This is a genomic window from Labilithrix sp. (genome assembly GCA_019637155.1).
GTDB lineage: Bacteria > Myxococcota_A > Polyangia > Polyangiales > Polyangiaceae > Labilithrix.
In genome coordinates this window covers 333,671-360,356 of sequence record JAHBWE010000001.1, presented here as the reverse complement: position 1 = coordinate 360,356, position 26,686 = coordinate 333,671, and the positions used below count along the sequence as shown (strand labels likewise).

The 26,686-nt window shown below is 71.3% G+C and carries 24 protein-coding genes; 12 read left to right on the top strand and 12 right to left on the bottom strand.

Translation table 11 applies throughout. From position 1 onward, the window contains the following. Positions 1–15: 15 nt before the first annotated feature. Positions 16–1,101, bottom strand: coding sequence for an SUMF1/EgtB/PvdO family nonheme iron enzyme (locus KF837_01585; protein MBX3225968.1), 1,086 nt, complete (start codon positions 1,099–1,101; stop codon positions 16–18). A 164-nt stretch (positions 1,102–1,265) separates the two neighbouring features. Between KF837_01585 and KF837_01580 the strand changes: the two genes are divergently transcribed. From KF837_01580 to KF837_01560, 5 genes are all read left to right on the top strand, one after another. Further along, positions 1,266–2,630 (top strand): hypothetical protein, encoded by a 1,365-nt coding sequence (locus KF837_01580; protein ID MBX3225967.1) that lies wholly within the window; start codon positions 1,266–1,268, stop codon positions 2,628–2,630. 46 nt (positions 2,631–2,676) lie between these two features. Next, positions 2,677–3,510, top strand: a complete 834-nt coding sequence (locus tag KF837_01575) for a hypothetical protein (protein ID MBX3225966.1) — start codon at positions 2,677–2,679, stop codon at positions 3,508–3,510. A gap of 180 nt (positions 3,511–3,690) precedes the next feature. After that, a complete protein-coding gene (locus KF837_01570; GenBank protein MBX3225965.1) occupies positions 3,691–5,190 on the top strand; it encodes a protein kinase in 1,500 nt (499 codons plus the stop codon). Positions 5,191–5,223: 33 nt separating this feature from the next. Next, positions 5,224–6,279, top strand: a complete 1,056-nt coding sequence (locus KF837_01565) for a hypothetical protein (GenBank protein MBX3225964.1) — start codon at positions 5,224–5,226, stop codon at positions 6,277–6,279. After that, a complete protein-coding gene (locus tag KF837_01560; protein MBX3225963.1) occupies positions 6,276–6,572 on the top strand; it encodes a helix-turn-helix transcriptional regulator in 297 nt (98 codons plus the stop codon). Before KF837_01565 ends, KF837_01560 begins: the two co-directional genes overlap by 4 nt. 17 nt (positions 6,573–6,589) lie before the next feature. Here KF837_01560 and KF837_01555 read toward each other — a convergent pair whose 3' ends face one another. From KF837_01555 to KF837_01525, 7 genes are all read right to left on the bottom strand, one after another. Further along, positions 6,590–8,107 carry a response regulator gene (locus KF837_01555; GenBank protein ID MBX3225962.1) on the bottom strand — a complete coding sequence of 506 codons (1,518 nt, stop codon included), beginning with the start codon at positions 8,105–8,107 and terminating at the stop codon, positions 6,590–6,592. A 55-nt stretch (positions 8,108–8,162) separates the two neighbouring features. After that, on the bottom strand, positions 8,163–9,356 hold the full coding sequence (locus tag KF837_01550; protein ID MBX3225961.1) for a ferritin-like domain-containing protein: 1,194 nt from the start codon (positions 9,354–9,356) through the stop codon (positions 8,163–8,165). A gap of 61 nt (positions 9,357–9,417) precedes the next feature. After that, positions 9,418–10,080, bottom strand: a complete 663-nt coding sequence (locus KF837_01545; GenBank protein ID MBX3225960.1) for a membrane integrity-associated transporter subunit PqiC — start codon at positions 10,078–10,080, stop codon at positions 9,418–9,420. Positions 10,081–10,082: 2 nt separating this feature from the next. Next, positions 10,083–11,066, bottom strand: coding sequence for an MCE family protein (locus KF837_01540; protein ID MBX3225959.1), 984 nt, complete (start codon positions 11,064–11,066; stop codon positions 10,083–10,085). Between the two features lie 6 nt (positions 11,067–11,072). Continuing rightward, positions 11,073–11,891, bottom strand: coding sequence for an ATP-binding cassette domain-containing protein (locus KF837_01535; GenBank protein MBX3225958.1), 819 nt, complete (start codon positions 11,889–11,891; stop codon positions 11,073–11,075). A 9-nt stretch (positions 11,892–11,900) separates the two neighbouring features. Beyond that, on the bottom strand, positions 11,901–13,028 hold the full coding sequence (locus KF837_01530) for an MlaE family lipid ABC transporter permease subunit (protein ID MBX3225957.1): 1,128 nt from the start codon (positions 13,026–13,028) through the stop codon (positions 11,901–11,903). A gap of 100 nt (positions 13,029–13,128) precedes the next feature. After that, positions 13,129–14,208: an AI-2E family transporter gene (locus tag KF837_01525; GenBank protein ID MBX3225956.1), complete on the bottom strand. Its 1,080-nt coding sequence runs from the start codon at positions 14,206–14,208 to the stop codon at positions 13,129–13,131. A 218-nt stretch (positions 14,209–14,426) separates the two neighbouring features. Here KF837_01525 and KF837_01520 point away from each other — a divergent pair, with 218 nt between their 5' ends. Then, on the top strand, positions 14,427–14,822 hold the full coding sequence (locus tag KF837_01520) for a hypothetical protein (GenBank protein MBX3225955.1): 396 nt from the start codon (positions 14,427–14,429) through the stop codon (positions 14,820–14,822). 3 nt (positions 14,823–14,825) lie between these two features. On the opposite strand, the gene KF837_01515 is transcribed toward KF837_01520, so the two are convergent. Then, on the bottom strand, positions 14,826–15,773 hold the full coding sequence (locus KF837_01515; GenBank protein ID MBX3225954.1) for a hypothetical protein: 948 nt from the start codon (positions 15,771–15,773) through the stop codon (positions 14,826–14,828). A 134-nt stretch (positions 15,774–15,907) separates the two neighbouring features. Between KF837_01515 and KF837_01510 the strand changes: the two genes are divergently transcribed. Continuing rightward, complete coding sequence (locus KF837_01510) at positions 15,908–18,469, top strand: serine/threonine protein kinase (protein ID MBX3225953.1); 2,562 nt, start codon at positions 15,908–15,910, stop codon at positions 18,467–18,469. Here KF837_01510 and KF837_01505 read toward each other — a convergent pair whose 3' ends face one another. After that, on the bottom strand, positions 18,470–19,774 hold the full coding sequence (locus tag KF837_01505; GenBank protein ID MBX3225952.1) for a hypothetical protein: 1,305 nt from the start codon (positions 19,772–19,774) through the stop codon (positions 18,470–18,472). Positions 19,775–19,845: 71 nt separating this feature from the next. On the opposite strand from KF837_01505, the gene KF837_01500 reads away from it, so the two are divergent. From KF837_01500 to KF837_01485, 4 genes are read left to right on the top strand one after another with little or no spacing between them, the layout of a single operon-like run. Next, positions 19,846–22,449 carry a hypothetical protein gene (locus KF837_01500; protein MBX3225951.1) on the top strand — a complete coding sequence of 868 codons (2,604 nt, stop codon included), beginning with the start codon at positions 19,846–19,848 and terminating at the stop codon, positions 22,447–22,449. A 6-nt stretch (positions 22,450–22,455) separates the two neighbouring features. Continuing rightward, entirely contained in the window at positions 22,456–23,433 is a 978-nt protein-coding gene (locus KF837_01495; GenBank protein ID MBX3225950.1) for a hypothetical protein, read from the top strand. Positions 23,434–23,457: 24 nt separating this feature from the next. Continuing rightward, complete coding sequence (locus tag KF837_01490; GenBank protein MBX3225949.1) at positions 23,458–23,901, top strand: universal stress protein; 444 nt, start codon at positions 23,458–23,460, stop codon at positions 23,899–23,901. Further along, positions 23,901–24,332, top strand: coding sequence for a GatB/YqeY domain-containing protein (locus KF837_01485; GenBank protein ID MBX3225948.1), 432 nt, complete (start codon positions 23,901–23,903; stop codon positions 24,330–24,332). Before KF837_01490 ends, KF837_01485 begins: the two co-directional genes overlap by 1 nt. A 13-nt stretch (positions 24,333–24,345) precedes the next feature. Here the strand turns inward: KF837_01485 and KF837_01480 are convergent, their stop codons facing one another. Further along, entirely contained in the window at positions 24,346–25,476 is a 1,131-nt protein-coding gene (locus tag KF837_01480) for a hypothetical protein (GenBank protein ID MBX3225947.1), read from the bottom strand. Positions 25,477–25,493: 17 nt separating this feature from the next. Between KF837_01480 and KF837_01475 the strand changes: the two genes are divergently transcribed. Next, complete coding sequence (locus KF837_01475; protein MBX3225946.1) at positions 25,494–26,237, top strand: arginyltransferase; 744 nt, start codon at positions 25,494–25,496, stop codon at positions 26,235–26,237. On the opposite strand, the gene KF837_01470 is transcribed toward KF837_01475, so the two are convergent. Next, positions 26,218–26,676: a hypothetical protein gene (locus KF837_01470; protein MBX3225945.1), complete on the bottom strand. Its 459-nt coding sequence runs from the start codon at positions 26,674–26,676 to the stop codon at positions 26,218–26,220. The two genes, KF837_01475 and KF837_01470, sit on opposite strands and share 20 nt — an antisense overlap. Positions 26,677–26,686: the final 10 nt, after the last annotated feature.

Genomic DNA, 26,686 nt, shown 5'->3' with positions numbered 1-26,686 from the left:
GACGGCTCGTCGGAATCAGCCGCCGGCGTCGGAGCAGCAGCGGAACCCCTGCTGATAGAAGATGTGGTGCTCGTCGTGCGCCTTCGTGGCAGGACGGCAGCGCGTGCGCACGGGCCCCCAGTAGCCGCCCTTCAGCGTGCTCTGGCGCTCCGTTGCGGTGGTCGATCGCGTCCACTCGTCGACGTTGCCGGCCATGTCGTAGACGCCGAACGGGCTCTTGCAGAGCGGACGTGCACCACTCGGGAGGCCTTGCCACAGTCGATCGAGCTCCGCCTTCGCCTTCTCGCCGCTCCGCGGGCGGTACGCGCTGTCGTCGAACTGCTTCCACGGGCGATCGTTGAGGCAGGCCGCGTGATCGCGGATGTACCCGCTCGGGTACGGCAACGCCTCCTCACCTTCGCACGCGAAGGTCCACTCCTCTTCCTTGCAGAGCCGCTTGCCGAGCGACGCGCACGTGTCGCGCGCCTCGTACCAGCTCACGAGGATGACCGGGAACTCGCCCTTCTTGTTCGGGTACTCGTAGCGATCGATGCAGAAGTGCATCGGCTGCGTGGGCAGGTCCTTCGACGCCGCGAGCCACTTGTCGCGATCGTAGGCGCCGCAACGCTCCGGCCACTTCTTGTCGATCCAGTCGGTGCACGACGTCTTCATCTGCAGCTCGTCGAGGAGGAAGTGCTGCTTCATCTTCCCCGCGACCTCGATCATGCCGGCGGGGCACGACCCGCGGTTGCCTTCGCGCGCGTCGGTGACGGAGGTGGCCTCGCCCGGCGGCGAGACGATCTGCCAGCTGCGTCCCCAGACGAGCCGCCACTCGCGTCCCGAGGGCGCCTCCGCGTCCGCGTCCGGCACGAGCGACGACGGCGGCGGCGTCGCGACGGCTCCGGTCACGATCGCGGCGGGCGGAGAAGAAGAGTCGCTCGACGCGACGATCGCCTGCTTGTCTCCGCGTCCCCACGACGACGTGGCCCCGAACATCGCGAGGGCGAGGAGCGCGACGCTCGCGAGGATGCCCGCACGGCGCACGCCCTTCCCCCAACGCGGCGGCGGCGGGGGCGGCGTCGACTTGGCGGACGCCGCGCGGACCGGCGGCGCGACACCCATGCGCGAGCGGAGAGTTCGGTACAGCACGTGCCCTCGACCCTTCCTGATCTTGGTTTGCTTATGATGGTTTGTCGAGCCGGGCTTCGGCAAACATTTCGCCTACCTTTACGTCCATAGTTGAAGTGGTTGGAACGAACGGCTGAGCGGATGGTCGGTAGGTCGGAATGACGCCGCGAGAAGTCGGATGGACGGCCGTTCTGCTGGTCGCATGCAAGGCGGGTGAACCGACCGCGCCGCCGGCCGACGCCCACGTCGCCGTCGTCCTCGCTCCTTCTCCGCCCCCTTCGATCGAAGACGCCGCCGAGATCCCGGCCGACGCGCTCCGCCCGTGCACCTCGGAAGGTGGCGGCCTCGACGAGGCCCGCCTCGCGCTCGCCGCCCTCGACGCGCGGATCGACCGGCTCGAGGACGGACCGAGCGCGCCGACCAAGCCCGTCGTCGACGCGATGAAGGCGCTCCTCCTCACGCCGTGCTTCGAGCTCGCGGGCGCCGATCTCCCCGACGACGAGCTCGAGCTCGACTCGGGCCTCGCGCTGAAGCGATGGTGGAGCGACGGCGGACACGACGCGCTCGCCGGCTACCTGAGCGGCAAGGCGCGGCTCGATCGGGCGGTGACGCCGCCGCTCCCGCGGAGCTCATTCTTCCTCGATGGGAACGACACGCACGTCCTCGCGCCGCTCCTCTGCGCCGCGAGCGACGCGACGTGCGGGCGAGGCGAAGCGGCGGGCTGGTACCGGCGCGCGGACAAGGCCCTCGAGCGACGAATGCCCAACGCCGACGACGAGCTCGAGGCGTGCGAAGCGCACGTGCGGAACGAGCCGCCGCTCGAGCGGTGGTCGGCGTTCCGCGCGTGCCGGCTCGAGCGCACGCCGTACCGGAGCGTCCTCCCGCTCGGCCGCTTCCGCGCGCCGGCGGACGGCCTCTTCGCGGTCGCGTCCGGGAGCAGCCACTGCTGGGCGCTCGACGTCTACGACCTCGCGACGGGCGCGGCGTACCGAACGGCGTGCGGGAGCACCACCGCCGAGGTCGGCCGCGTCTCGGTGAGCGCGCTCCGCGAGGCGGTGTGGATGATCGCGCTCTCGAGCCTCGCCTCGGAGATCCATCGACCGGCCGATCGAATGGACGTCCCGGCCGAGATCCTCCCCGTCCGCCCGCGCGACGGATCGCGCGGCGCGCGCTTCGGCATCGGCGGCCTCTTCGCCTCGACGTGGAGTCAGGAGTGGACATGGCTCCGCGCGCGGAAGGGACGCTTCGTCGGCCAGGTGAGCGGCGAGGTCATGAGCGGCCCCTCGCCTCAGGCGTGCGAGCACGCGTCCGATCTCCTCGCCGTGACGAACACGAGCTTCGTGAAGGGCTGCGCCCCGAGCCTCTCCCCCGCCGTCCGGAGCGCCGTCGACTGGAGCCAGCCTGGACGCCGCGCCTACCACCCGGACAACCCACCGTTCGATTTCGAGCGCCCCGATCTCGCCGCCCCCCGAACCGCCTTCGAAACGGCAAAAATGCCGCAAATCTGCGGGCCGCTGCCGTAAATCTCGTGCTTGAGGTCGCCCAACGTCGCGATTACGGTCGCGCCGCATGAAGGCTTTTTTGCGGCCCCTCCTTGCTTCCACCTTCGTCGGCGCGGTCCTCTTCGCCTCCGCGACCGACGCGAAGGCGGCCGGGCACGCGAACGGGTTCGGGGAGAAGGGCGAGCTCATCATCACGGGGGATCGCCTCGTCCCGCTCTTCGGGTACACGCACAGCTCGGTCGAGCGCGACGGTCAGATCAACATCACCGAGATCCGCGAGACGTCCTCGAACCGGAGCGGGATCTCGCTCCTCTTCGGGCGCGACCTCTCGGGCTCGGAGGACGGCGTCGGCGAGTTCTCGCAGCCCGTGAACATGCACTCGCTCCCGCGCGTCGCGTTCGACTTCACGATCATCCCCCACCTCACGCTCGGCGCCGCGCTCGCGTTCGGCTTCGGCCTCGGCGGCTCGACGTCGGAGGAGCGCTCGACCGGCCCGAACTCGAGCGTCACGGTGAAGGTCGACGCCCCGACCTACACCGCGATCGGCCTCGCCCCGCGCGTCGGCTACATCATCCCGCTCGGCGAGCACCTCGCGCTCTGGCCGCGCGGCGGCTTCTCGTTCTACTCCCTCAGCGCGAAGGTCGAGACCTCCGTCGCGAACGCGCCGCGCGAGATCAGCGTCACCGACACGCTCTTCGCGCTCGACCTCGACGCGCAGCTCGCGATCATCCCGGTCGAGCACTTCCTCATCACGGTCGGGCCGATGCTCAACATCCCGGTCTCGGGCAACCGCTCCATCTCGACCACCGCCGGCGCGAACACGACCACCATCGATCGGGACATCTCCGTCCTCCACTTCGGGATCCACGCCGGCATCGGCGGCTGGGTGAACCTCTTCTAGCCTCCTTACTTCCCTCCTTACTTCGAGGCGTCGCGCAGCGTTGCCTCAAGCGTGGCGTGATGCGTCACGCAGGCTCGACCGTGACACCGCGATCTCGCGGACTGGGCCGTTGGTATCGGACGTGCTTCGAGGGTCGCGCCGCTCCACCACGGACCGGCATCTCGCAAGGAGACCGATCTCATGAAGGCGACCGGCCCCCAGATGCCGGCAGCGTCCGTTCCGTCGGGCCGCGGCGTACCGCCCGTGCCGCACCCCGCCGCTGTCATCCGTCCGAGCGCCCTCGTCCCGATCGCGTCGGGCAACGCGCCGACGGTCGTGCGCGCCGACGGCCCGGTGAGCGCGGTCCTCGAGAAGGCGGAGCCGCCGCCGCCGCCGGACGTGGTCGCGACGGACGAGTCGCTCGCGGCGGTGGGGCTGAAGCCGGGCGACCTCGTCGACCGCACCTACCGCATCGAGCGCACGCTCGGCGTCGGCGGCATGGGCGTCGTCGCGCAGGCGCACGACGAGCGCCTCGATCGCCGCGTCGCGATCAAGCTCATCAAGCCGGAGCTCTTCGCGTTCCCGGAGATGCGCACGTTCTTCGACAACGAGGCGCGCGCGATGGCCCGCGTCTCTCACGCGAACGTCGTCCACGTCTACGCGTTCGGCTACCACGGCGACGTCCCCTACTTCGTGATGGAGTACGTCGAGGGCACGACGGTGGAGCACTGGCTCCGCGCGCGCCCGCCGAACATGATGCCCGACCTCGACGAGGCGGTGCGCATCCTCGATCAAGCCTGCCACGGCGTCGAGGCGATCCATCACAGCCACACGGTCCATCGCGACATCAAGCCGTCGAACCTGCTCCTCGAGCAGAGCGGCCGCGTGCGCGTCGGCGACCTCGGCGTCGCGCGCATCATGGAGGCGGACGCGAGCGCGAACGTCGTCGTCGGCAGCGCGCTCTACATGGCGCCGGAGGCGGCGCTCGCGGAGGAGGACGTCCCCGACATCGCCGATCGCCGCGACATCTACGCGCTCGGCTGCCTCGCCTACGAGCTCTTCACCGGCCGCCCTCCCTTCCTCGGCGCGACGGACATGAACGTCCTCTCGCAGCACGTGCTCCAGGACCCGCTCCCGCCGAGCACGTACCGCCCCGACCTGCCGCGCGGCTACGACGAGATCATCCTCCGCGCGCTCGCGAAGGATCCGAACAAGCGCTACGCGTCGGTCGGCGCCTTCCGCCGCGCCCTCCTCGCGGAGCATGACGGCACGCGCGAGCCGGAGCGCATCCTCGTCGCCGACGACGATCAGGACTGGCTCCAGCTCATCGGCTCTTCGCTGAAGGCGCGCTTCCCGCACGCGCAGGTCGATCTCGTCACCGACGGCGTCGAGGCCCTCGCGGCCTTCGAGAGCCAGCCCTACTCGGTCGTCCTCGTCGACCTCGAGATGCCGGAGGTCGACGGCGCGAAGCTGACCGCGTCGCTTCGTTCGAGCGACGCGAGCTCGCGCACGCCGATCATCGTCCTCACCGCCGCGGGCGGCCCGAAGGAGTGGCAGCGCCTCTCCGCCATCGGCGCCGACGCCTTCCTCGTAAAACCCGTCAACGCCGACGACGTCGAGCTCGTCATCAAGCGCACCCTCCGCTCCCGCCACTCCGCCCCGCTCTCGCAAGGCGAATTCCCCGTCTCCCGCGCCCGCTAGCCAATGGGCGACCTTGGGCGATAATGCGGAGCAGTGCCCGCTCGTCCGGATCCGATCGCGCTCGTCGAAGCCTGCTACGAGCGGCAGGGGACCGACGAAGCTTGGCTGACGAACGTCGCGCGCTCCGCCGCTCCGGTGCTGAAGACGGACGGTCTCCTCGCCTATCACGTGGACCTCGTCGGCGCGCACGTGGCGATCCGGACGCCGCTCGCCGTCGGGAGCTCCGACTGCGTCCAGGCGCTGGCTCGCATACGCGAGATGGCGGATCTCCTCGACGGCCTTCGAACGACGAAGCTCCCCCTCGCGAAGCGCTTGCAAGCGCGGCTCTACGAGAAGGTCGTTCGCACCGGCATCGAGCAGGCGGCTCCCGATCGCCTCCACTCCGAGGTCCGAACCTACGGACCGCGGTGGATGTACACGCTCGGCGTGCACGGAGTCTCCGAGCTCCTCTATCTCATCAACCATCACATCGACGATCACGGCGCGACGATGCTGGTCGGACCGCGGCGCCGCTCGGACAAACCCCACACCTCCGAGCGGCGCGCGTTCCAGATGGTGAGCGCGCACGTGAAGGCCGGCTTCCGGTTGCGGCGGCGACTCGGCGCTCGTCTCGACGGGGTCGACGCCACGCCCGGAGGTGCCGTGCTCGACGCGTCGATGCGGGTCGTGCATGCGGACGGCGACGCACGCGACGCGACCGCGCGCGAGCTCCTCGTCGCTCGCGCGAACGAGATCGAGCGGGCACGCAGTCGCGCCGGCGGGCGGGACGTCGACGCGCTCGAGGTCTGGAACGGGCTCATCGACGGACGCTGGTCGCTCGTCGAGCGCTTCGACGCCGACGGAAAGCGCTACCTCCTCGCCCATCGCAACGAGGCGCACGTCCGCGACCCGCGCGGTCTCACCCCGCTCGAGGCGCAGGTGTCGCGCCTCGCGGCACGAGGTTTCTCCGACAAGCTGGTCGCGTATCACCTCGGCGTATCGGAGGGGACGATCGCCTCGTGCATCCATCGGTCGCTGCGCAAGCTGGGCCTCTCGACGCGCGCCGAGCTCGTGCGCGTGCTGAGCGGGACGACGGCGGCGTCGTCGTGAGCGGCGACGAAGAAGAGGCGCACGTCCCGCTCCCCGCCGGGGCGGAGGTCGAGCACCTGGGCCCCGACGTCGCGTTGTTGTCGTTCCCGCTGCCGGAGCCCGTCTTCCCGCCGGAGCTCACCGCGGCCGAACGTGACGTCGCGCTCCGCGTCTTCCGCGGCGCGACGAACGCGGCGATCGCGCGCGAGCGCGGCGTGAGCGCGAAGACGATCGCGAACCAGCTCGAGTCGATCTACCGCAAGGCGGGCGTGACCTCCCGCTGCGAGCTCGTGCTGCGGCTCCTCCAGCGGTGAGCCCGCTCTCCCGCCACCTACGCGCCCGCCGCGCGGGCCTGTTTCACGAGCACGCGATCGATCAGGGCGAGGAGCTCTTCGACCGCGAAGGGCTTCGTGATCACCGGGCATGCTTGGGAGGCGGCGAAGTCGGCCGCGCGGGCGGTGAAGGCGCCGCCGGTCATGAGGATGAAGCGGTCGGCGACGCCGAGGCTGCGCATGCGCTCGTGGAAGGTGACGCCGTCGACGCCGGCCATCGCCAGATCGCAGAGGACGAGGTCGTAACGCTCCGGCTCGGCCTCGACCGCGGCGATCGCGCGAGCGCCGTCGTTGGTCTCGACGTCGTGGTCGACCGAGAGCGCGAGGCGGAGCGACTCGCGAAAGCGGCGTTCGTCGTCGACGACGAGCAGCTTCAAGCGACGGCGCGCGGCGGAAGGCTTCGTGCTCGAGATCGGCGCGACGGAGCCCTCTTCGTCCTGCGCGACGGGGAGGAGCACCTCCACCGTCGTGCCGCGCCCGCTCTCGCTCGTGATGCGGAGCGTCCCGCCCTGCGCCTCGACGATGCCCCGTGAGATGAAGAGCCCGAGCCCGGTGCCGCGGCCGCGGTCCTTCGTCGTGAAGAACGGATCGAACACGCGCGGCAGGTAGGGCGCCGGAATGCCAGGGCCGTTGTCCTCGATCGCGACGCTCACGCGACCGTCGTAGAGCGACGTCCGCACCGCGACGCGATGGGGGCCCGCGCTCCCGTCACCGAAGGACTGCGCGCTGTTGAGGAGGAGGTTGGTGATGACCTGACAGAGCTCGCTCTCGTCGCCGTGGACGCGGAGCGGCTGCGGCGTGTCGCGGTCGAGCACGACGCCCGCGAGCGCGCTGGAGCAGAGGTCGAGCGCGGCCTGGATCGGGACGCGCACGTCGAAGGCGCTCGTCCTGCGCTCGCGCCGCCCGGCGAGGAAATCGAGGCTCCCCGCGATCTCGGCGATGCGGCGTCCGCCGTCGCGGATGTTCGCGAGCGAGCCGGTCGTCGTGGCCCCCAGCGCGGCGCCGGCGAGCTCGCGCTCCACGACCTCGATGCTGGTGAGGAGGTACGCGAGCGGCTGCCGGATCTCGTGCATGACGCTCGCGGCGAGGAGGCCGAGCGCGGCGAGGCGCTCGGTCTGGAGCAACTTCGCCTCGAGCGCGCGCTCCTCCGTCACGTCGCGGATGAGCATGAGGTACGTCGGCCGATCTCCGGCGTGGCGGAGGCGGACCTCGGCGGAGAACGAGCGCCGTCCGTCGGGGACGTCGAGGACGTAGTCGAGCGCGACGGGCTCGCCGGTCGCCTCGAGCCGCGCGACGGCCTCCTCGATGAGCGTCATCTCCCGGGCGCCGATGACGTCGCGCACGTGGCGCCCGATGAGGTCCTCGGGCGGCAGCGCGAGGAGCCCCGGCTGCGCGGTCCAGATGCGCTCGTACCGGAGCTCGCGATCGAACTCCATGATGATGCCGCCCATGAAGGCGCCGAACACCTCGAGGCGCTCGCGGAGGTCTTCGACGTCCGATCCTTCGGGCTCCGTCATCGCGACGGGACTTATAGCGCAGCCACCCCGCGGGCGCGGCGTGCTTACCGCGCCGTCACGCGCGCCACGCCTCGAAGCAGGGTCGGATGACGTGACGGGTGACCGTCTCGGCGATCGCCCGTCTCTCGCGCGCGCCGAGGACGCCGTAGTCTGCGAGGTCGTCGCTCTCGTCGTCGGCGTCGATCGCGCGCGTCTGCAGGACCTCCTCCAGCCGCGCGGCGAAGGTCGCCGTCCGCGGCGCCGCGAACGCGAAGGCGGCCCACGCGAGCTCGGCGTGGCGCGCTTCGTCCTCCGCGATCGTCTCGAGCGCGCGGCGGGTCGACGGCTCGATCGCGCGCGCGGCGGCGGCGCGCGCCTCCACCGCCGCGATCGTCTCGCCGATGCACCCGTCGACGAACGTCTCGAACGCGATCGTCTCCGCGTCGCGCGCGCCCGCGACGGCCGGAACGACGAGCGGCGCCGGTCCAACGTCATGGCCCCCATAGCGGCGCGCCTCGCCGAAGCAGATCTTCGTGTGCTCGATCTCCTCCAGCGCGGCGCGATGCGCGGCTTCGACGAGGTGCGGCGGCGCCCCGAGCGCGAGGAGGTCGAGGGCAAAGCGCGCGAACGACGCGACGGATGCGTGCTCGACGCGCGCCGCTTCACGCCACGCCCGCTCGAGCGCAGCGTGCAGCCGAGGCGGCGCGGTCGCGACCGGGCACGCGCGGCTCCAATCGGCGCGCGGCTCGACCGGCGCGACGGTCGGCACACCGCCGACACGGAGCGCGCGACCGCGGGGAGGACGCGAGATCGTGTAGCAGCAGGCGTTCGCGTAGGTCTTGCGCGCGATCTGTGTGCCGACGTCCGTTGGAGAAAAGGCGTGCAGGCCGGCGATCGGCTCGTCGTCGGGGCGCACGAGGGCCCACCCCGACGTCGCGCACGCGGCGACGGGATAGCCGCCCGCGCCCACGCCGCCGTCCGCGCGCTCGGCGGGAAAGCAGTACCCCGCGCCGCCGACGTTCTGCCCGCGCGTGAGGAGCTTCCCGTGATGCGGCGGCGCCGGGTCGCTCGCCGTCGCCGTCGCCGACGGCGCCGCGTCGACCGGCGGAGCGTCGACGACGACGGAAGCGACCGGCGCGGAGACGCTCGCCGCCGCGGCTCCGTCGCTCGGAGGTTCGGGACGCGCCGAAGAGCTCCGGCACCCGGCGACGGCGACGCCGATCGCCGCGAGGTAGCGAAGCTCCAGGGCCTTCAGCGAGAGGTCGGGCATCCGCCGAGGATACGGCATCGACTCCCTCGCCGAGGGGCTCAAGAGGAGACGGGACGATGCGCTACTTCGGCAGTGTCGTCGTGCTCGCCTTCGTCTGTGCGTTGGTGCGGACCGCGCGGGCGGTGGCGGTGGTTATCTCCTCGGCGGCGGCGTCGAGGGCTTGGGCCATGGCTTGCACCACGCCCGCGAACCCCTTTGGGTCGGCGGCGACGGGGCGCTCCACCGTGAAGGTCTTCTCCAGGAGCGCGTCGTGGTCGTCGTGGACGACGACCTTGAGCTGCACCCGCGCGGAGTGAGCCTCGCCGGGGCCGATGACCTCCTCGAAGGCGACGACCTCCACCTCGAGGGCCGGGGCCTGCGACGCGAGCGCGCGGCGGAAGCCGTGCTCCTCGAAGAGGGTGCGCTCCAGCTCGCGGCGGACGTAGACCTCCGGGCGCTCCGTCCAGCGCTTGTCGTCGTAGAAGCCCTGCTCGAACGTCGAGTCGCGGTACGCGATCTTCTCGCGCAGGTTGAGGCCCGACGTCACGCGGCCGAGCTGCACCTGGAGCGCGTCCTCCGCGATCACGCCGCCCTGCGTCGCCGCGCTCGTCAGGCGCGGGCGCGTGTTCTCCGGCGTGTACCAGCGGATCGCGAGGGCGTCCGCCTTCGAGGTGAGCGCGCAGGCGGGAACGAGCCCGAGGAAGAGGAGGCCGAGGCCCAGGGTCCGGATCGGTTGGCTGCTCATCGCTACTTCTCGCTCTTCGCCTTCGCCTTCGCGCGGCCCTTGAGGAACATGTCGGGGTCGCGCTCGAGCGCGTCGGTGAGGACGCGGATGCTCTCCGCCGCCTCGCGGACCTCGCGCAGCGTCGACTCGAGCTCGCGGTTGGTGCCGCTCGCGCCGCGGCCGAGCGTCCCGAACGCGTCGGACGTGCGCGTGATGCTCGCGATGAGGCCGCTCTCGCCGTCGACCTTGTCGAGGACCGCGTTCAGCTTGTTCACCGCCTTGTGCACGTCGTCCATCGTCTCCGCCGTCTTCGCGGGGAGGTTCGCCTGATCGAGGTGCGTGATCGCGCCGTTGAGGTTCGTGAGGACCTGATCGGCGTGCCTGATCGCCTGCGAGGCCTGGCCGCCCACGTCCTCCTCCTCGAGACGCGCGACCATGCGCTCGATGCGCGACGCCGTCTTCACGACCGCGTCGACGAGCTCGGGGACGCTCTCCATCGCCTTCGTGATCGTGTCCTCGAGGTTCTTCATCAGGCTCGGCGCGGCGGGGATGTAGTTCGGGCGCGGCTCGAACGGGAGCGGCGGGGGCGGGGTGCTCTTCGGATCGAAGAAGTCGATCGCGACGAACTTCACGCCCGTCACGCCCTGCGAGCCGAGCTGCGCGCGGAGGTCGGGCGGGACGTTGAACTTCGCGCGGTCGAGCGGGCCGGTCGACTTCTCCGCGAGGCCGAGGCGCCGGATGTCCTTCACGTCCAGCTCCTCCGTGACGTCGACGTGGCGATGGTCCGGCGCGATCTCGATCGCGGAGACGAAGCCGATCGTCACGCCGCGGAACTTCACCGGCGACCCGACGTCGAGGCCCTGGACCGACTCGTTGAAGTACGTGTGGTACTTCGTGGTGTCCTTCTTCATCGCGTGGGCGCCGAGGACGACGACGGCGACGACCATCGCCGAGAAGGAGAGGATGACGAAGAGCCCGAGCTTGAAGTGGTTGGTAGGTGCGGCCATGGTTGTCTACTCGTCTCGCGATCGACGCTGGAAGAAGTTGCGCACGCGCGGGTCGTCGCTCTTCGCGAGCTCGCGCGGCGGACCGTCGGCGATGATCGACTTCGACGCCTTGTCGAGCATGATCCCCCGCGTCACGATGTGGAAGATGCTCTCGAGCTCGTGCGTCACGATCACGACGGTGAGGCCGAGCGACTCGTTGAGCGTGACGATGAGGTCGTCGAGCTCCGACGACGTGATCGGATCGAGGCCCGCGCTCGGCTCGTCGAAGAACACGAGCTCCGGCTCCAGCGCGAGGGCGCGCGCGATCGCGGCGCGCTTCTTCATGCCGCCGGAGAGCTCGCTCGGGAACTTGTCGTAAGCGTTCTCGAGGCCGACGAGCTTCAGCTTCGCGCGCGCGATCGCCGCGATCGCGTCGGGGGTGAGGTCGGTCCACTCCTCGAGCGGCAGCTCCACGTTCTCGCCCACGGTCGAGGAGCCGAAGAGCGCGCCGGCCTGGAACATGACGCCGAACGGCGGGAGGCCCTCGTCGAGATCGAGGTCGGTCCGCCCCGCGACGCACACCGTGCCGCCCTTCGTGATCGGCTCGAGGCCGATGAGGTAGCGTAGGAGCGTCGACTTCCCGCAGCCCGAGCCGCCGAGGATGGCGAAGATCTCGCCGCGCTTCACCTCGAACGAGAGGTCCTCCTGGAGGACGACGTCGCCCCAGCCCATCGTGAGGTGCTCGACCTCGATGATGTCCTCGACCTTCGTCCGCGGCAGCGCCGGCGCGATGCGCTTGCGCGGCGGCGGCAGACCGGGGCGGCGGGAGAGCGGTGCGTGTTCCATGGGAGCAGATCAGAGGCCGAAGAACCGGAAGACGACGGTGAAGAGCGCGTCGAGGACGACGAGCGCGAAGAGCGACGCGACGACGGTGGAGGTGGTGCGCCGGCCGACGCCCTCCGCGCCGCCCGACGCGGCGAAGCCCTGCTGGCAGGCGATGAGCCCGATCGCGAGCGCGAAGGCGAAGCTCTTGCAGACGCCGTGCTGGACGTCCCAGAGCTCCATCGCCTTCTGCGTCTCGATCAGGTAGCCGCGCGGCGTGATGTCGAGGCTCGTCACCGCGACGAAGAGGCCGCCGAGCACGCCGATGATGTCGCCGATGACGGTGAGGAGCGGCGTGACGATCATGAGCGCGAGGACGCGCGGGAGGACGAGCCACGAGAACGGACGGAGGCCGAGCGTGCGCAGCGCGTCGACCTCCTCGGAGACCTTCATCGACCCGATCTCCGCCGCGAACGCGGCGCCGGAGCGGCCGCAGACGATGATCGCCGTCATGAGCGGCGCGAGCTCGCGCGTCACGGAGAGGCCGACGAGGTCCGCGACGTAGACGTTCGCGCCGAACTGCTTGAGCTGCTTCGCCGACTGGTAGGCCATGACGAAGCCGACGAGGAAGTTGATGAGGACGACGATCGGGAGCGCGTCGGCGCCCGCCTTGTTCACGAGCGGCGGGATCTCCTTCCAGTGCCCCGAGCGCGGGTGCCGGACGAGGCCGACCGCCGCGATGACCATCTCGCCGAAGAACGAGATGACCTGCGAGAGCTCGCTCCCGACCTCCGACGTGGCGCGGCCCACGTTCTCGACGAGCCCCTCCGGCTTTCGTGTCTTCCGCTTCTGTGGAGGTTTCTTCGCTTCGTAGAGCTCGACGAGCGGGAGGAACTGCTCCGGGGTCCCCTCGATCTCCGCTTTCACCCCGCGCGCGTGGAGGTCGGTGCGGAGCGCGACGAGGAGCGACATGACGCCGCCGTCGATCGCGGTCGCGTCCGACAGGTCGATCGTGAGCGAGCCCTTCTTCGCCTCGTCCGTCGCGGCGCGGACCTCCTTCCAGAGCGCCGGCGCGTCGGGCATCCGCAGGCGCCCGGCGAGGCGGATCACCGAGCCCTTCGGCTCCACCTCGAAGGACGGGCGCTCGGTCTCGGTGTCCACGGCGGACAGCACAAGCACGCTCCGCTCCATCGTGCCGCGCCGCTTTCCCGCCGGTTTCGGCCCGAAAAACTGAGGCAGGATGCGCCAATCGACGCCGGCGCTACAGCTGCGCCGGCGCGTCGGCGGCCCTCACCTCGCGCTCGTAGATGCGGAACGCGGCGACGGAGACGCTCATGATGATGGGCGCGATGATGAGGCCCGCGAGCCCGAAGACCTCGATGCCGCCGAGGAGCGCGATGAGCGTGAGGAGCGGGTGCCCGTGGCCGCGGCGGCCGACGATGCGCGGGCGGATGACGTAGTCGGCGAGCGACGTCACCACGAGCACGCCCCAGATCGCGAGGAGGAGCGCGCGCACGGGATGCCCGTCGAACACGAGCCACCCGCAGATCGGGACCCAGACCACGAGCGTGCCGATGACGGGGAGGAAGGAGGCGAACGCGGTGACCACCGCCCACGTGATCGGCTGCGGGACGCCGAGCGCCGCGTAGCCGATGCCGGCGAGCACGCCCTGCACCGCCGCGGTCGCGAGCGTGCCGATGAACGCGGTGCGCCCGACGTCGCGCGCCTCGACGAGGAGCGCGCGGGTGTGACGCGGCTCGAGCGGAGCGATCGCCTCGATGCGCCGCGCGAACGAGGCGCCTTCGCGGAGCATGTAGAACATCGTCATCAGCGCCACGACGAGGCCGAGGATGGCCTGGCTCGTCGTGCGCAGCACCACCGCCGCCGCCCCCGCCGCCGCGGCCGCCGCGTCTTCGAGCTGCCCCTGCGCCCACGCGTAGACCTTCGCCGTGTCGACGCCGGCCTCACCGAGCCAGCGCGTCATGCGCTCGCCGATGATGCCTTCGAGCGCGCCCTCGCTCTTCATGTCGAGGTGGCTCACGATCTTCATGAGCTCGCTCGCGAGCGCGACGAGGACGAGCGTCCCGACGATCGCGAGCGTGAGCCCCGCCGCGAGCGTGACGAGGCCGGCCGCGAGCGACCGCCGATCGCCGAGCTTCCGCGCGAGCACGCCGTAGGCGCGGTGCGCGGAGATCGCCATCACGCACCCGAGCACGATCGGGATCCAGAGCGGCGCCGCGACCGACGCGGCGAGGAGCAGCGACGCGACGACGACGGCGACGAGCGCCCACTTCCGCGTCTTCGAGACGTACGGCGCCGCGGCAGGGAGGCTCGGCGGCACGCTCTCGTCCGTCGGTCGGGATACGCGGGAGATCGTCGAATTGGCGCTCACGCACCGAGGCGAAGCAGACGCCGTGCCGAAGAAAAACGACGCATCGCACATGCTCCCCCTGAACCGGGAATATCGTTGGCCGTACGGTTGACTCGAGAAGGACGTCTGTGAAGATGGAAGGTCAAGCGCGGAGACTCGTTCTCGTGACGGAAAACAAGAAACGCAGAGTGACGTCCTACGACGCCGACGACGTCGGCGGCGCGTCGCAGCAGCGGAGCCAGCTCCGCAAACGCTACGACCTGGGCGGCGCCTCGTCCGGCGCGACCTCGCCGCACCTCCGCGAGACCGCGCGCCCCCGCGCCCCGAGCAGCCATGACGAGAACACGCGGCCGACGATCCCGACGCCGCGCCCGCGCCTCGCGCTCGGCGCCATCCCGCGCCGCCTCGTCGACGATCGCGAGATGCTCGCGCTCCCGCTCGATCACCGCGCCGCGTTCGTGCTGATGCACATCGACGGCAAGACCCCGCTCCGCACCCTCGTCGACGTGACGGGCATGCTCCCGGAAGAGGTCGTCACCCTCGTCGAACGCCTCCTCGAGCTGAAGGCGATCGCGATCCTCTGAAGGTTAACGACCTTTGCGGGGCGTGCCGCCGAAGGAGAGCGGGGCTTCGTCGTCGGTCGTGAGCATCGTGCCCGACTGCGCGGGGGCGGCGGCGCCGGCCGGGGCGCGGCTGTCGCCCCAGACGCTCGCGCCGTCGTCGGCCTTCGCCGAGGAGCCCGACGCGGACCAGGCGTTTCCGTCGCCCGGAGGCTCGAAGCCGGGGATCTCCGGATCGGAGACGGGCGACTCCTCGGGCTGCTCGGGCGGCGCGGGCGCGGTGACGAGGCCGACCTTCTTCGCGAACGCGTCGAGCGCGAAGAGGAGCGCCTCCTGCGAGGTCTTCGTGAGGACCGTCTCCCAGCCGAGCGCGCCGATGAGGCCCGCCGGCGAGCCGTCGCCCGACTCGTGGACCTTCCGGATCCACGCGATGATCTGGTCCTTCGAGAGCGTGTCGCACAGCGTGTCGGTGCCCTTCAGCTTGCCGCCGCGGCCGTCCACGTTGAGGAGGAACCAGCGATCGTCGAAGAGGAGGAGGTCACGCGCGACCGCGAGCGCCTTCTGGATCGCGACGCCGGTGAGCTTGCCCGTGCGCCAGAACTGCCACCACTCCGAGAGCGGCGCCCAGTCGATGAGCACCTGCGCGTTCACGCCCTCCTCGAAGATCGCCTCGTCGATGTCGCCCGCGGCGAGCGCGTCCGACACGACCTGCTTGATCTTCTCGTCGGTGTCGCGGACCGCGGACTTGGCGCCGCGGACGCCCCAGTCCGACACGATCGGGCCGCGCACCTCGGGCGGGATGTGGAGGAAGATCTTGTCGACGGTCTCCGCGCCGCTGCGCGGGAAGAAGAAGTCGACCATCTCGCGCGCGGTGCGGACGCGCCCGGCCTCCGTCCGGCGATGCTCTTCCATCGCGAGGCAGAACTTCGTGACGCCGTTCTTGCGGTCATTCCGTACATCACGCGGAGCCGACATGCCAGAAAGGATAACTCCGGCACAAGAGCACGTGGCCACACAAAAACGGTCGCGCTCCAAATAGGTAGGACGGCGAAAGCCGTGTGACCGGTTGACCCGGAAGCGCGGGGAGTGAGATCCTTCCGCGCGAGTCCATGCTGACGTTGCCGCCCGACGACCTCCTGCCGGTGCTCGTTGCGGACTTGGCAGACGATGACGCGAGGGAGGTCCTCGACGCCGCGGCGTTCACCGGCAGCACGGTGTGGGTCCCGCTCGAGACCGCGCCCGTCAGCGCGGCCGAGCACATGCTCGAAGTCCACACCCCGAGCGCGTCGGAGCCTTTTTACTACGTGGCCGTCGCGCTCGGACCTCCGACCGAGGACGGCTTCCCGCTCCGCCTCTCGCCGATGGACGAGGACGTCGACACGAGCACCCTCGTCCCGCCCGCGCCGAAGGTCCCCACCATCGACGAGCCGGTCCCCGCCGTCCGCGGCAAGCGTGCGCAGACGAACATGAACCTGAGCGAGAGCCACAAGAAGGAGCTCTCGCACGTCGGACCGCTCCCGACCGACGACGGGCAAGACTCGAAGATCGGACGCGCGCTCGCGGGAGGGAAGCTCCTCCTCGAGCACATCATCGGGCGCGGCGGCGTCGGCGCGGTGTACAAGGCGCGCCACCGCGAGCTGATGATGCCGGTCGCGGTGAAGGTCCTCCACGAGTCGTTCCAGAACGACATCGACTTCTGCCGCCGCTTCTACGCGGAGGCGCTCGCCGCGAGCCGCCTCGATCACCCGAACGTCACGCGCGTCCTCGACTTCGGGCAGGAGCCGGACGGCTCGCTCTACTTCGCGATGGAGTTCCTCGACGGCCCCGAGCTCCGCGCGCTGATGGACAAGGAGAAGGTCTTCCCGACCCAGCGCATCGCGTCGATCATGATGCAGGTCTGCGCCGGCCTCTCGCACGCGCACGCGCGCGGCATCGTCCACCGCGACGTGAAGCCCGAGAACCTCGTCCTCGTGAAGGGGAGCGACGACGACGGCAACGAGATCGAGGTCGTGAAGGTCTGCGACTTCGGCATCGCGCTCCACGGCGCGTCCGACTCGCCGGCGACGGGGCACGTCGCCGGCACGCCCGAGTACATGTCGCCCGAGCAGTGCCGCGCCGACGAGCTCGACGCGCGGAGCGACATCTACGCCGTCGGCGTGATCCTCTACGAGATGGCGACGGGCCAGCTCCCGTTCCAGGCGGAGCACGTCGTCGGCATCCTCAACAAGCACCAGTTCTCACCCCACCCCGCGCCGTCGAAGATCAACCCGGACGTCTCCCCTGCGCTCGAGAAGATCATCAACAAGGCGCTCGAGAAGGAGGCGCCCGATCGCCAGCAGTCGATGCGCGAGCTGCGCGCGGAGCTCCGCGAGCTCCTCACCGCGCCGACGACGCAGTCGGTCCGCGAGCTGCCCGCGGCGGAGGAGCTCGAGCTCGCGACGCCGCGCCGGGCCTCTCCCGCCGTCGCCGAGACGCCGTCGCCGCGACAGCAGGACAACTCGGACTGGATCGATCGCAGCGCCGGCTACCCCGGCGGCGCGGCGGCGCGCGAGCAAGCGCCGAACACGCCGAACCCCGCGTCGACCTCGGCCGACAGCGGCGATCAGCTCGCACCGCGCACGCTCGCGTGGACGGCGCGCCTCGTGAAGACGACGGACCCGACCGCGTTCGCGCAAGGAGTGCAGCACCTCGAGGGCGCGCTGAGGACGCTCTCCCAGCGCGGCGACGTCGAGTCGCTCTGGAGCGTCGCGAGCACGATGCACAACATCGCGCAGACGGACGGCTCGGGCGCGGTCGGCTCGCGCGGTTGGAGCGCGGCGAAGCTCCTGCGCGTGCTCGACGATCCGACGCTCCTCACCCAGGTCGCGGAGCAGTACTTCGTCGCGCCGAAGGCGGACGTGCGCGAGAAGGCGCGCCGCCTCCTCGTCCACGCCGGCGTCGGCGGCGCGTACGGCCTCTACGGCGCGCGGGTGAAGCTCGCGCGGCACGCGAACATCCGCCAGCCGTTCGTCACCCTCCTCAAGGACTTCGGGCCGAAGGCGTGGCCGGTCGTGCGCGCGTCGCTCGAGAAGATCGCGGTCACGCCCGATCCCAACCCGATGACGTTCGATCTCGCGGAGGACCTCCTCCTCTGCGTCCCGCTCGTCGGCGACGAGACCGCGGGCCACACCGTCCTCAAGTTCCTGCGCTGGACGCACTCGGGCGTCTGCCGCGCCGCGACCGCGGCGATCGTCAAGCTCTGGTCCGATCGCGCGAAGCCGGTCCTCGTCGCGATGGTGCAGAGCAAGGACGACGTCGTGCGCGTCGCCGGCATCGCCGGCCTCCGCCAGCTCGGCGCGATCGACGAGCACCTCGTCCCGCGCCTCCACGCGATCCTCACCCGCCGCGTCCCCGCCGGCGAGGAGGTCCGCGGCGCCGCCGCCGTCGCGCTCGCGCACGCCTCCCCCGCCGCGCGCAAGCCGGCGACCGATCTCCTCGCCGAGCTCCTCACCCCGAGCCGCGACGAGATCCCGGACCTCGCCCCGAGCTCGAAGCAAGACGCCGTCGTCCTCGCGATGGCGAAGTCCCTCCTCACCCTCGGCGGCAAGCCCTACCAGGGCGTCATCGCCAAGCGCGCCGAGAAGAGCGCCGAGCCGCTCCGCGCCCAGCTCCGCGGGCTGCTCGGGTCGTAGCTACTTGGTCGCGATCGCGACGTGGGTGCCGGTCGTGCCGGTGACGGCGGACGGGGTCGACCACGCGCCCGCCTTCAGGCTCACCGTGCTCACCGCGCTGGCGGTGGCGTAGGCGAAGACGGCGTCGTCGCCGCAGGCGCCCTTCGCGACGGCGGGGGCGGTGTCGACCGCGGTCGGGGCGCCGCCGATCGCGGCCGGCGAGGTCCACTCCACCGCGTCGCCGTTGGCGCTCCCTTGCGTGTAGTATGCATTGCCGTCGTCGCCGCGGAACGTGAGGATGACGGACGTCGCCGAGATCGCGGTGAGGAAGAACTTCTCCGCGGTGAGGACGCCCGAGACGTACTGCGTCTCCGCGTTGCCCCACTTCTTCTCTTGCTCGGTCTCCGCCGGCTGCCGCGTCGCGAACGCGATCGCGTTCTGGCTCGCGGGCGTCTCCTTCTTGTACGCGTAGACGATCACGAGGTCCGACTTGCCCGCGCTGATCGGCGCGATCTCGGGCGTCGCGCCGGTGGAGCCCACCGTGCCGGCGCCGAAGACCGGGACCGCCGCCGACCACGCGCTGCCGTAGGTCCGCGCGTAGAGACCGTTGTCGCCGCCGTTCTCCGCGAACACGACCTCGCTCCCGACCGCCGCGAGCCCGCCCGAGAACGTGCCGAAGCTGAACTCGCCGGCGCCGGTCCCGGTCCCGACCGGCGCGTCCGCCGCGTTCCAGCTCGTGCCCTCGTAGATCCCGTGCTTGAAGAACGAGTCCGACGTGTAGACGAGGTGCGCTCTGGTCCCTGCGACGGTCAGCGACGGCGGGCCCTTCACGAGGCCAAGCCCGATCACCGCCGGCGCGCTCCACGCCGTCCCGCTCGCGGTGAGGCTCTGGAGCTTGTCGTCCGCGCCGCGCGTCGCCGCGAGGAAGCCCGCGCCGAACGCGACGAGCGCGGGCTTGCTCTTCGCCGCTCCGCCCGCGATCGCGCCGCCGGTCCACGCGCCGTCGCCGGTGCGGACCGCGCCGCTCAAGGTCGTGTCGTTCCCCGCGAGGACTGCGGTGAGCCCCGTCGTGCACGCGCCGGGCCCCGTGTCGTCATCGTCGTCGTCGTCGTCATCGTCGCCCTGCACCGGCGCGCCGTCGGCCTCGACGATCGCGCCGTCCGGCAGCTTCCGGCGCCCCCCCGCGTCGGGGAGCGTGCCGATGTCCGGCCCGTGCGTCGTGTCCCCGTTGTCCGTCTCGCACGCGACGATGCCGCCCAGCACGACCAGCGGGCCCGCGAGCAATGCGAAGAAGAGGCCACCCGACCCGATGCGCAAGCGAGCCATCTCATCGATGTAGCACCTTTCACGGGGCCCTTCGTCGTGCTCTCATTCGAACGGGGGCGAAGGAACGCAACGTGGCAGACAACGCAGGGAAGCCGGGCGGCGAATCCGGCTACGGAGGTGGAGACCCTCCGGAGAGCACGTCCAGTCGGCAGTCGACCCGCAGCTACGACCGCAACGTCCTGTCGCGTCCGCCGCCGGCGGTGCGGCGCGATCCGCGCGCCGATCCGGACGACGAGCCGATGTCGGGGCGCGTCGACGTCGTCACCGTCGACCGCGGCGATCGCAACTCCACGATCGACTCGCTCACGAACGCGGCCCTCACCCTGCGCCGCGAGCTCGCGAAGCTCCATCAGCAGGCCGCGGCGGTGGAGCGCACGATCGAGGACCAGCGCCGCGAGCGGAGCGACGCGCTCGAGCGCGCGGAGCACATCAGCTCGAAGAACCTCGAGCTGGAGCAGCGCGCCGAGACCGCGGAGCGCGAGCTCGAGAGCCTCCGCCGCCTCCACGACCAGACGCTGCAAGACCTGCAGCACATGCGGTCGGAGCGCGACGACCTCTCGCGCGCGGTCGACGCGGCGAAGGGCGCGGCCGACACAGCGCGCGAGGAGATCCAGGCGCTCAAGCGGCAACAAGAGGAGGTCCTCCGCGCGGCCACGACCTTCGAGCACGAGATCGCCGAGATCCGGAAGCGGGAGCAGGCGGGCGCGCAGAAGGCGACCGCGACGGAGGCGGAGCTCCAGACCGTGCGCGAGCGCGCCGAGCGCGTGACCGCGGAGCTCGCGTCTGCGCGCGAAGAGATCGCGCAGGCGAAGGCGGAGGTGGTCCGCACGAAGCAGGAGGCGAACGACGCCGCGGAGGCCGCCGCGCAGAAGCTCTCCGAGAGCGAGCACGAACGGCTCGCGGCGAAGGAGGCGATCGATCGCCTCGAGAAGTCGCTCGCGGAGTCGCGCCTCGTCCAGGAGAAGGTCGTCGCGCTCGACGCCGACCTCACCAACGCGCGGAGCACGCTCCTCGAGACCAAGTCCGAGGTCGGCCGCCTCGAGCGCGACCTCGAGGACACGCGCCACGCGCGCGACGTCGCGCTCGAAGGCAAGAACATGGCGGAGAAGGAGACCGCCGACGTCCGCAAGGAGGTCGATCGCCTGCAGCAGGCGCTCGACGCCGCGAACGCCACGATCGCCTCCGCGAACGCGCGCGCGGCGGCCTCGGATCGCGCGCGCACGGCGACGGAGGAGAGCGTCCGCACGCTCCGCGACGAGATCACCACCGCGTTCGCGCGCTGGCGCTCGGCCACGCCGTCGGTCGCGCCGCCGCCGAACGCGGGCTCGGTCGCCCCGCCGACGCGCGCGGTCCCGCTCTCGGACTACGGCGACGGCGTCCCGCCCGCGCCCGCGATCCCGCAAGAAGCCCTCGAGCCGCCGCCGCCCGTCACGCGCTCCGGCGCCGAAGCGAAGGGCGGGAGCACGACCGCCACCGCGCCTCCGAGCGCGATGACGGGCCCGTTCAGCAAGGCGCCTTCGGTGAACCCGATCGCGGTCCCAGGGCACGCGCCGGTCACCGTCTCCGGTCCTCCTCCTCCGCCGACGTTCGCAGAACAGAAGCCGCCTTCGCAGCGTCCGGCGCGCCCCTCCGTGCCGCCGCCGTCGGCGTCGATGCGCGCGTCGAAGCCGCCGTCGGTGAAGATGCCGTCGGTGCCGCCGGTCAGCGCGTCGAAGCCGCCGTCCGCGCGGATGCCCGCGGCCGCTCCGATCTCCACCCGCCAGTCGGTCGCGCCCCGCGCCTCCGTCCCCCCGACGCCGCCGCGCGCCTCGGTCGCGCCGTCGCCGCCGCGCTCGATCCCGCCGCCGCTCCCGCCGCGCGCGCAGTCGATCCCGCCGGCGGTGTACCCGTCGGTGCCGCCGGCCGCGCCGGTGAGCACGTCCTCGCCGCCGCCGCCGCAAGAGGACAGCTCGATCGTCACCTACACCTCGCAAGAGCGCGAGCAGCTCATCGAGCAGCTCGGCAGCTCCTTCACCGTGCGCGAGGCGGCGACGACGCTGCGCGAGCACCCCGAGTGGCTCCGCGGCCGCCCGCCGATCGAGCTGCTCCTCGCCCTCACGCAGCTCGACTACGACATCGAAGAGCCGGTCTTCGAGCTCGCGCGGGTGTGGGACCGCGACCCGCTCTGCCGCGCGCTCATCGCCGCGCTGCGCGACGAGCCCGATCCGAAGCTGCGCGAGCACGGCGCGTGGCTCCTCAAGCACCTCGGCTCGCCGAGCTCGTGGCTCGCGCTCGCGGAGCTCGTGAGCAGCGAAGAGGAGTCCCCCGCCGTGCGCCGCTGGCTGCTCGAGGCGATCGAGCGGCTCGTCGCGACGCGCGGGGTCGGCTGGACCGAGGTCGGCGAGCTGTGCCAGCGCCTCATCCGTCATTCGAACGCCTCCCTCCGCGACGGCATCGTCGGCGTCATCGCCGCGCTCGATCGCTCCGACGACAAACGCCGCCTCCTCCTCGAGGTGCTGCGCACCGATCACGACGAGGTCGTCCTCTCGAGCGCGGTGCAGGCGCTCACCACCGCGCTCCCGATCGAGCTCGATCCTTCGGTCGCCGAGCGCCTCCTCGGACATCCGAGCCCGCGCGTCCAGCAGAGCGTCGTCGAGTTCGTCGAACGCTCGAAGCGAGCCGCGAAGAACTCCTGAGACCGTATGCGGGCGTGGCTCCTTGCGCTGACGACGCCGAGCCTCGTCCTCTACGCGCGCGTCGCGTCGGCGAGCGATCCCGCCGCCGCGCAGGCGCTCTTCGATCAAGCGCAGGCGCTCATGGCGCAGGAGCGATGGAGCGACGCGTGTCCGAAGCTCGAAGAGAGCCAGCGCCTCGATCCCGGCGGCGGGACGCTCCTTCACCTCGCCGCGTGCCGCGAGCACGAAGGGAAGACCGCGACCGCGTGGGCGACCTACCAGGAGGCGCTCGCGGCCGCGAAGCGCGACGGACGGAAGGACCGCGCGCGGATCGCGCAGGCGCGCATCGACGCGCTCGGCCCGCGGCTCCGGAAGCTCCGCATCCAGGTGCCGCCGAAGGACAAGGAGCTCCCCTCCTTCCGCGTGATGCGCGACGACACGACGGTCGGCCCCGCGCTGTGGGGCGATCCCTTCCCCGTCGATCCCGGCGCGCACACGATCAGCGCGAGCGCGGACGGCTACAAGCGGTGGTCCACGACCGTCGACGTACCCGAGAAGGGCGCCGAGACGATCGTCGTCGACGTGCCCGAGCTCGACGCCGATCCCGCCGCGGAGAAGCCGCCGGAGGAGCCGCGGCGGAACCGGATCGAGGACGCGACGCGCGGCGACGCGCAGCGCACGGTCGGCTTCGCGCTCGGCGGCGTGGGCGTCGCCGGCCTCGTCGCCGGCGGCGTCTTCGGCGCGCTCGCGTTCTCGCGCAAGCAGACCGCGGACGACAACTGCCAGCCGCCGGACTTCACGCTGTGCACGCGCGCGGGCGTGGACGCGGGCGAGGAGAGCCGGAGGTTCGGGGACATCTCCACCGTCGCGGTCATCGCCGGCGCCGCCTTCGCGATCGGCGGCGCCGCCATCTACTTCACCGCGCCGGAGCACGGCCCGCGCGCGCGCATCGCGCCGGTCGTCGGGCCCGGTGCCCTCGCGCTCTCGTTGACCGGCCGCTTCTGACGCGTCCGTGCTACGACCTTCGGCATGAATCGGATCCTCGTCGCGCTCGATCACACGCCTCGGGCCAAGGAGGTCCTCGCCGCCGCGATCGACCTCGCGCGGCGCACGCAGGCGAAGCTCCGGCTGCTTCGCTGCGTCGGCCTCCCGCCCGAGCTCCCCGCCAACGTCTGGGCGCTCCCGCCCGCGCAGGTGACGGACCAGCTCCTCGCGATCGCGAAGCGCGAGCTCGACGCCGACGGCGCCGGCGTCCCGCCCGAGCTGTTCGACAGCGCGACGGTGCACGTCGGCGTCCCGTGGGACACGATCTGCAGCGTCGCGAAGGAGGACGACGTGGACCTCATCGTGATCGGCTCGCACGGCTACGACATCCTCGACCGCATCGTCGGCACCACCGCGGCGAAGGTCGTGAACCACGCCGATCGCTCCGTGCTCGTGGTGCGTCCGAAGGGAGGAGGCAAGAAGTCCTGATGCTGATCGACGACATCAAAGCCAAGGTCACGGTCGCGATGAAGACGGGAGACACCGTCGCGCGCGACGTCCTCCGCCTCGCCCTCGGCGAGATCCAGACCGCGGAGGCGCGCAAGAGCGCTTCCCTCACCGACGAGGAAGCAGGGGCGGTGGTGCGGAAGCTGATCAAGTCGAACGAGGAGACGCTCGGCCTCTCCGAAGGCGAGCGCGCCGCGACGTTGAAGAAGGAGATCGAGGTCCTCGCCGCGCTCCTCCCGAAGCAGCTCTCGGTCGACGAGATCGTCGCCGCGCTCGCGCCGGTGAAGGACGCGATCGTCGCCGCGAAGGCCGACGGCCAGGCGACCGGCGTCGCGATGAAGCACCTGAAGAGCACCGGCGCGAACGTGAACGGCAACGACGTCGGGGCGGCGGTGAAGAAGCTCCGCAGCTGACCGCTACATGCGTCTACGCGGCGACGGGATCGCGGTAGCGCTCGGGATCGAAGTCGCGGAACGTCCCGAACGAGAAGCGGTCGGGGTGGCTCGCGACGAGCTCGAGGAACGGGCGGAGGCTACGCTCGTTGTGGGCGGTGAACGTCTTCGAGTGCCCGATGAGCACGAACGGCAGCGGCGCGTCGGGGTGGCCGTACCGCTCCTCGACGCGGAGGAGCGCGTCGACGAGCTGCTTGCCGGTGCACTGGTTGAAGTCGACCTTCCACGGGAAGCGGCCGGTCGCCTTCTGCGCGACCTTCGGGAGCGCCTTGGCTTTGCCGAGCAGCCGCGCGCCGAGCGAGGGACGCGTCCCGCTCGCGGGCGCGGCGCCGCCGCCGTCCATCGGGTCCGGCTCCGGGAGCGGGTTGAGCCGCTGCGCGACGACGCGGTAGACGCGATTCGCGGTGAGGAAGGTCCAGAGCGGCTGCTCCTCGGTGTAGATCGGGAACTCGAAGAGGCGCCCGTTCGGATCGCGGCGGCAGACGTCGCGCTCGTCGATCGGCCACGGCACGAGGTCGGAGTGCGCGTGCGTGTAGTCGAACTTCACGAGGTCGTCGTAGCGGCCGTACTTCCAGACCGACGTGTCGATGCGGAAGCCCTCCTCGATCAGCGCGCGCACGATCGCCGGTGACGGCTGCATCGACCAGTTCGCCGCGCGGAACGCGAAGCACTCGTAGTCGGGCTTGGCCTTGCGGCAGGTGTCCTCGAGGAGCGCCTTGCCGCGCGCGATCATCGCGCGGACGCGCTCGTACGGCAGGCTCGCGAGGTCGTACTCGGAGTAGTCCTGCGTCCACGCTCGCTTCGCTTCGTCCCACGTCGCGTTGAAGTACGACGAGTGGACGTGGAGCTGCACGTCGTGGCCGGTGCGGACCGCGCGCTGGAGCTGCGCCGCGATCGCGCCCCAGGCGAAGCGGTCGTCGTCATGAGATTCAGCGTATTCCTTGAATTTCAGGATCTCGCCCACGTCGGCCATGATCGTGAGCTTTCCGCCGTAGCGGTCGAGCTGATCGAGCATGCGCGTCGTCGGATCGACGACGAGCTCCTTCGGCGAGCCCATCCCGCTCCCGTGGATCTCGTAGTCCGAGGTGAAGAGGACGCGATACATGGGCTACATAGTAGAGCGTGACGCGGCTCCTTCAGCATTTTACCGAGCCGCCGCGGGCGTGCACGTACCTGCCGGACCGCGAGGCGGCGCTCGAGATCCGGCTCGAGCTCGACGTCGACGCGGTCGAGCTCGAGGCGCGGCTCGCGCGCGGCTGGCGCCGCTTCGGGCCCACCTACTTCCGGCCGGCGTGCGCGTCCTGCAACGAGTGCCTCACGTTGCGCATCCCGGCGGCGGAGTTCACGCCGACGAAGAGCCAGCGCCGCGCGCGGAAGAACGCGGCCCACCTCACGCGCACGGTCCGGCGTCCGATCGTCGACGCGGAGCGCCTCGCGCTCTACGCGCGGTGGCACGAGCAGCGCGAAGAGGCGCGCGGCTGGGACGAGAGCTCGCTCGACGCCGAGCGCTACAAGATCGACTTCGCGTTCCCGCACCCGTGCGTGCGCGAGGTCGCCTTCCGCGATCCGACGAACGGCGATCGCCTCGTCGGGCTCGGCATCGTCGACGACACCGGCGTCTCGCTCTCGGCGGTGTACTTCTACTGGGACCCCGAGCACGCGCCGTCGTCGCTCGGCACCGCGCACGTCGTGATGCTCGTCGAGGAGGCGCGCGCGCGCGGACGCGAGCACGTCTACCTCGGCTACCGCGTCGAGGGCTGCGCGTCGCTCATGTACAAGGGCCGCTTCGGCCCACACGAGCTGCTCGAAGGCCGCCCCGCGCCGGACGAGGCGCCGGTGTGGCGCGTCACGTCACCGAGACCGTGAGCGTCGACGCGGGCGACTTCGCCCCCGCGCCGGTGACGAGCACGACGGAGTACGTGAAGAGCGCGTTGCGCCGGAGGATGGTGGCGGGGATGTCCGCGTCGACGGTGACGGTGACGTCGGCGCCGTCGTTCCCGTAGGTGGGGGAGACGGCGTAGATGCGGTCGTACCCGACGTCGCTGCCGTCGCCCTGGAAGCGGACGACGGCGCGCGTGACGAACTGCTCCTTCGGCAGGCGGAACGTCACCGTGATCGGGAGCGGGCAGTTGCCTCCCGTGTCGACGGGATGGCAGACGACGGTGGCGCCGGCGGGTCCTATCACGGTCACGATCTGCGGCTGGATCCCCGGCGGCTCGTACGCGCTGCTGTCGTCACATGCCGCGGCGAACGCGAGCGCGAGCACGCCTACGCCGGCGAGGAAGAGGGGGAAACGAGAGCGCACGCCAGCGAAG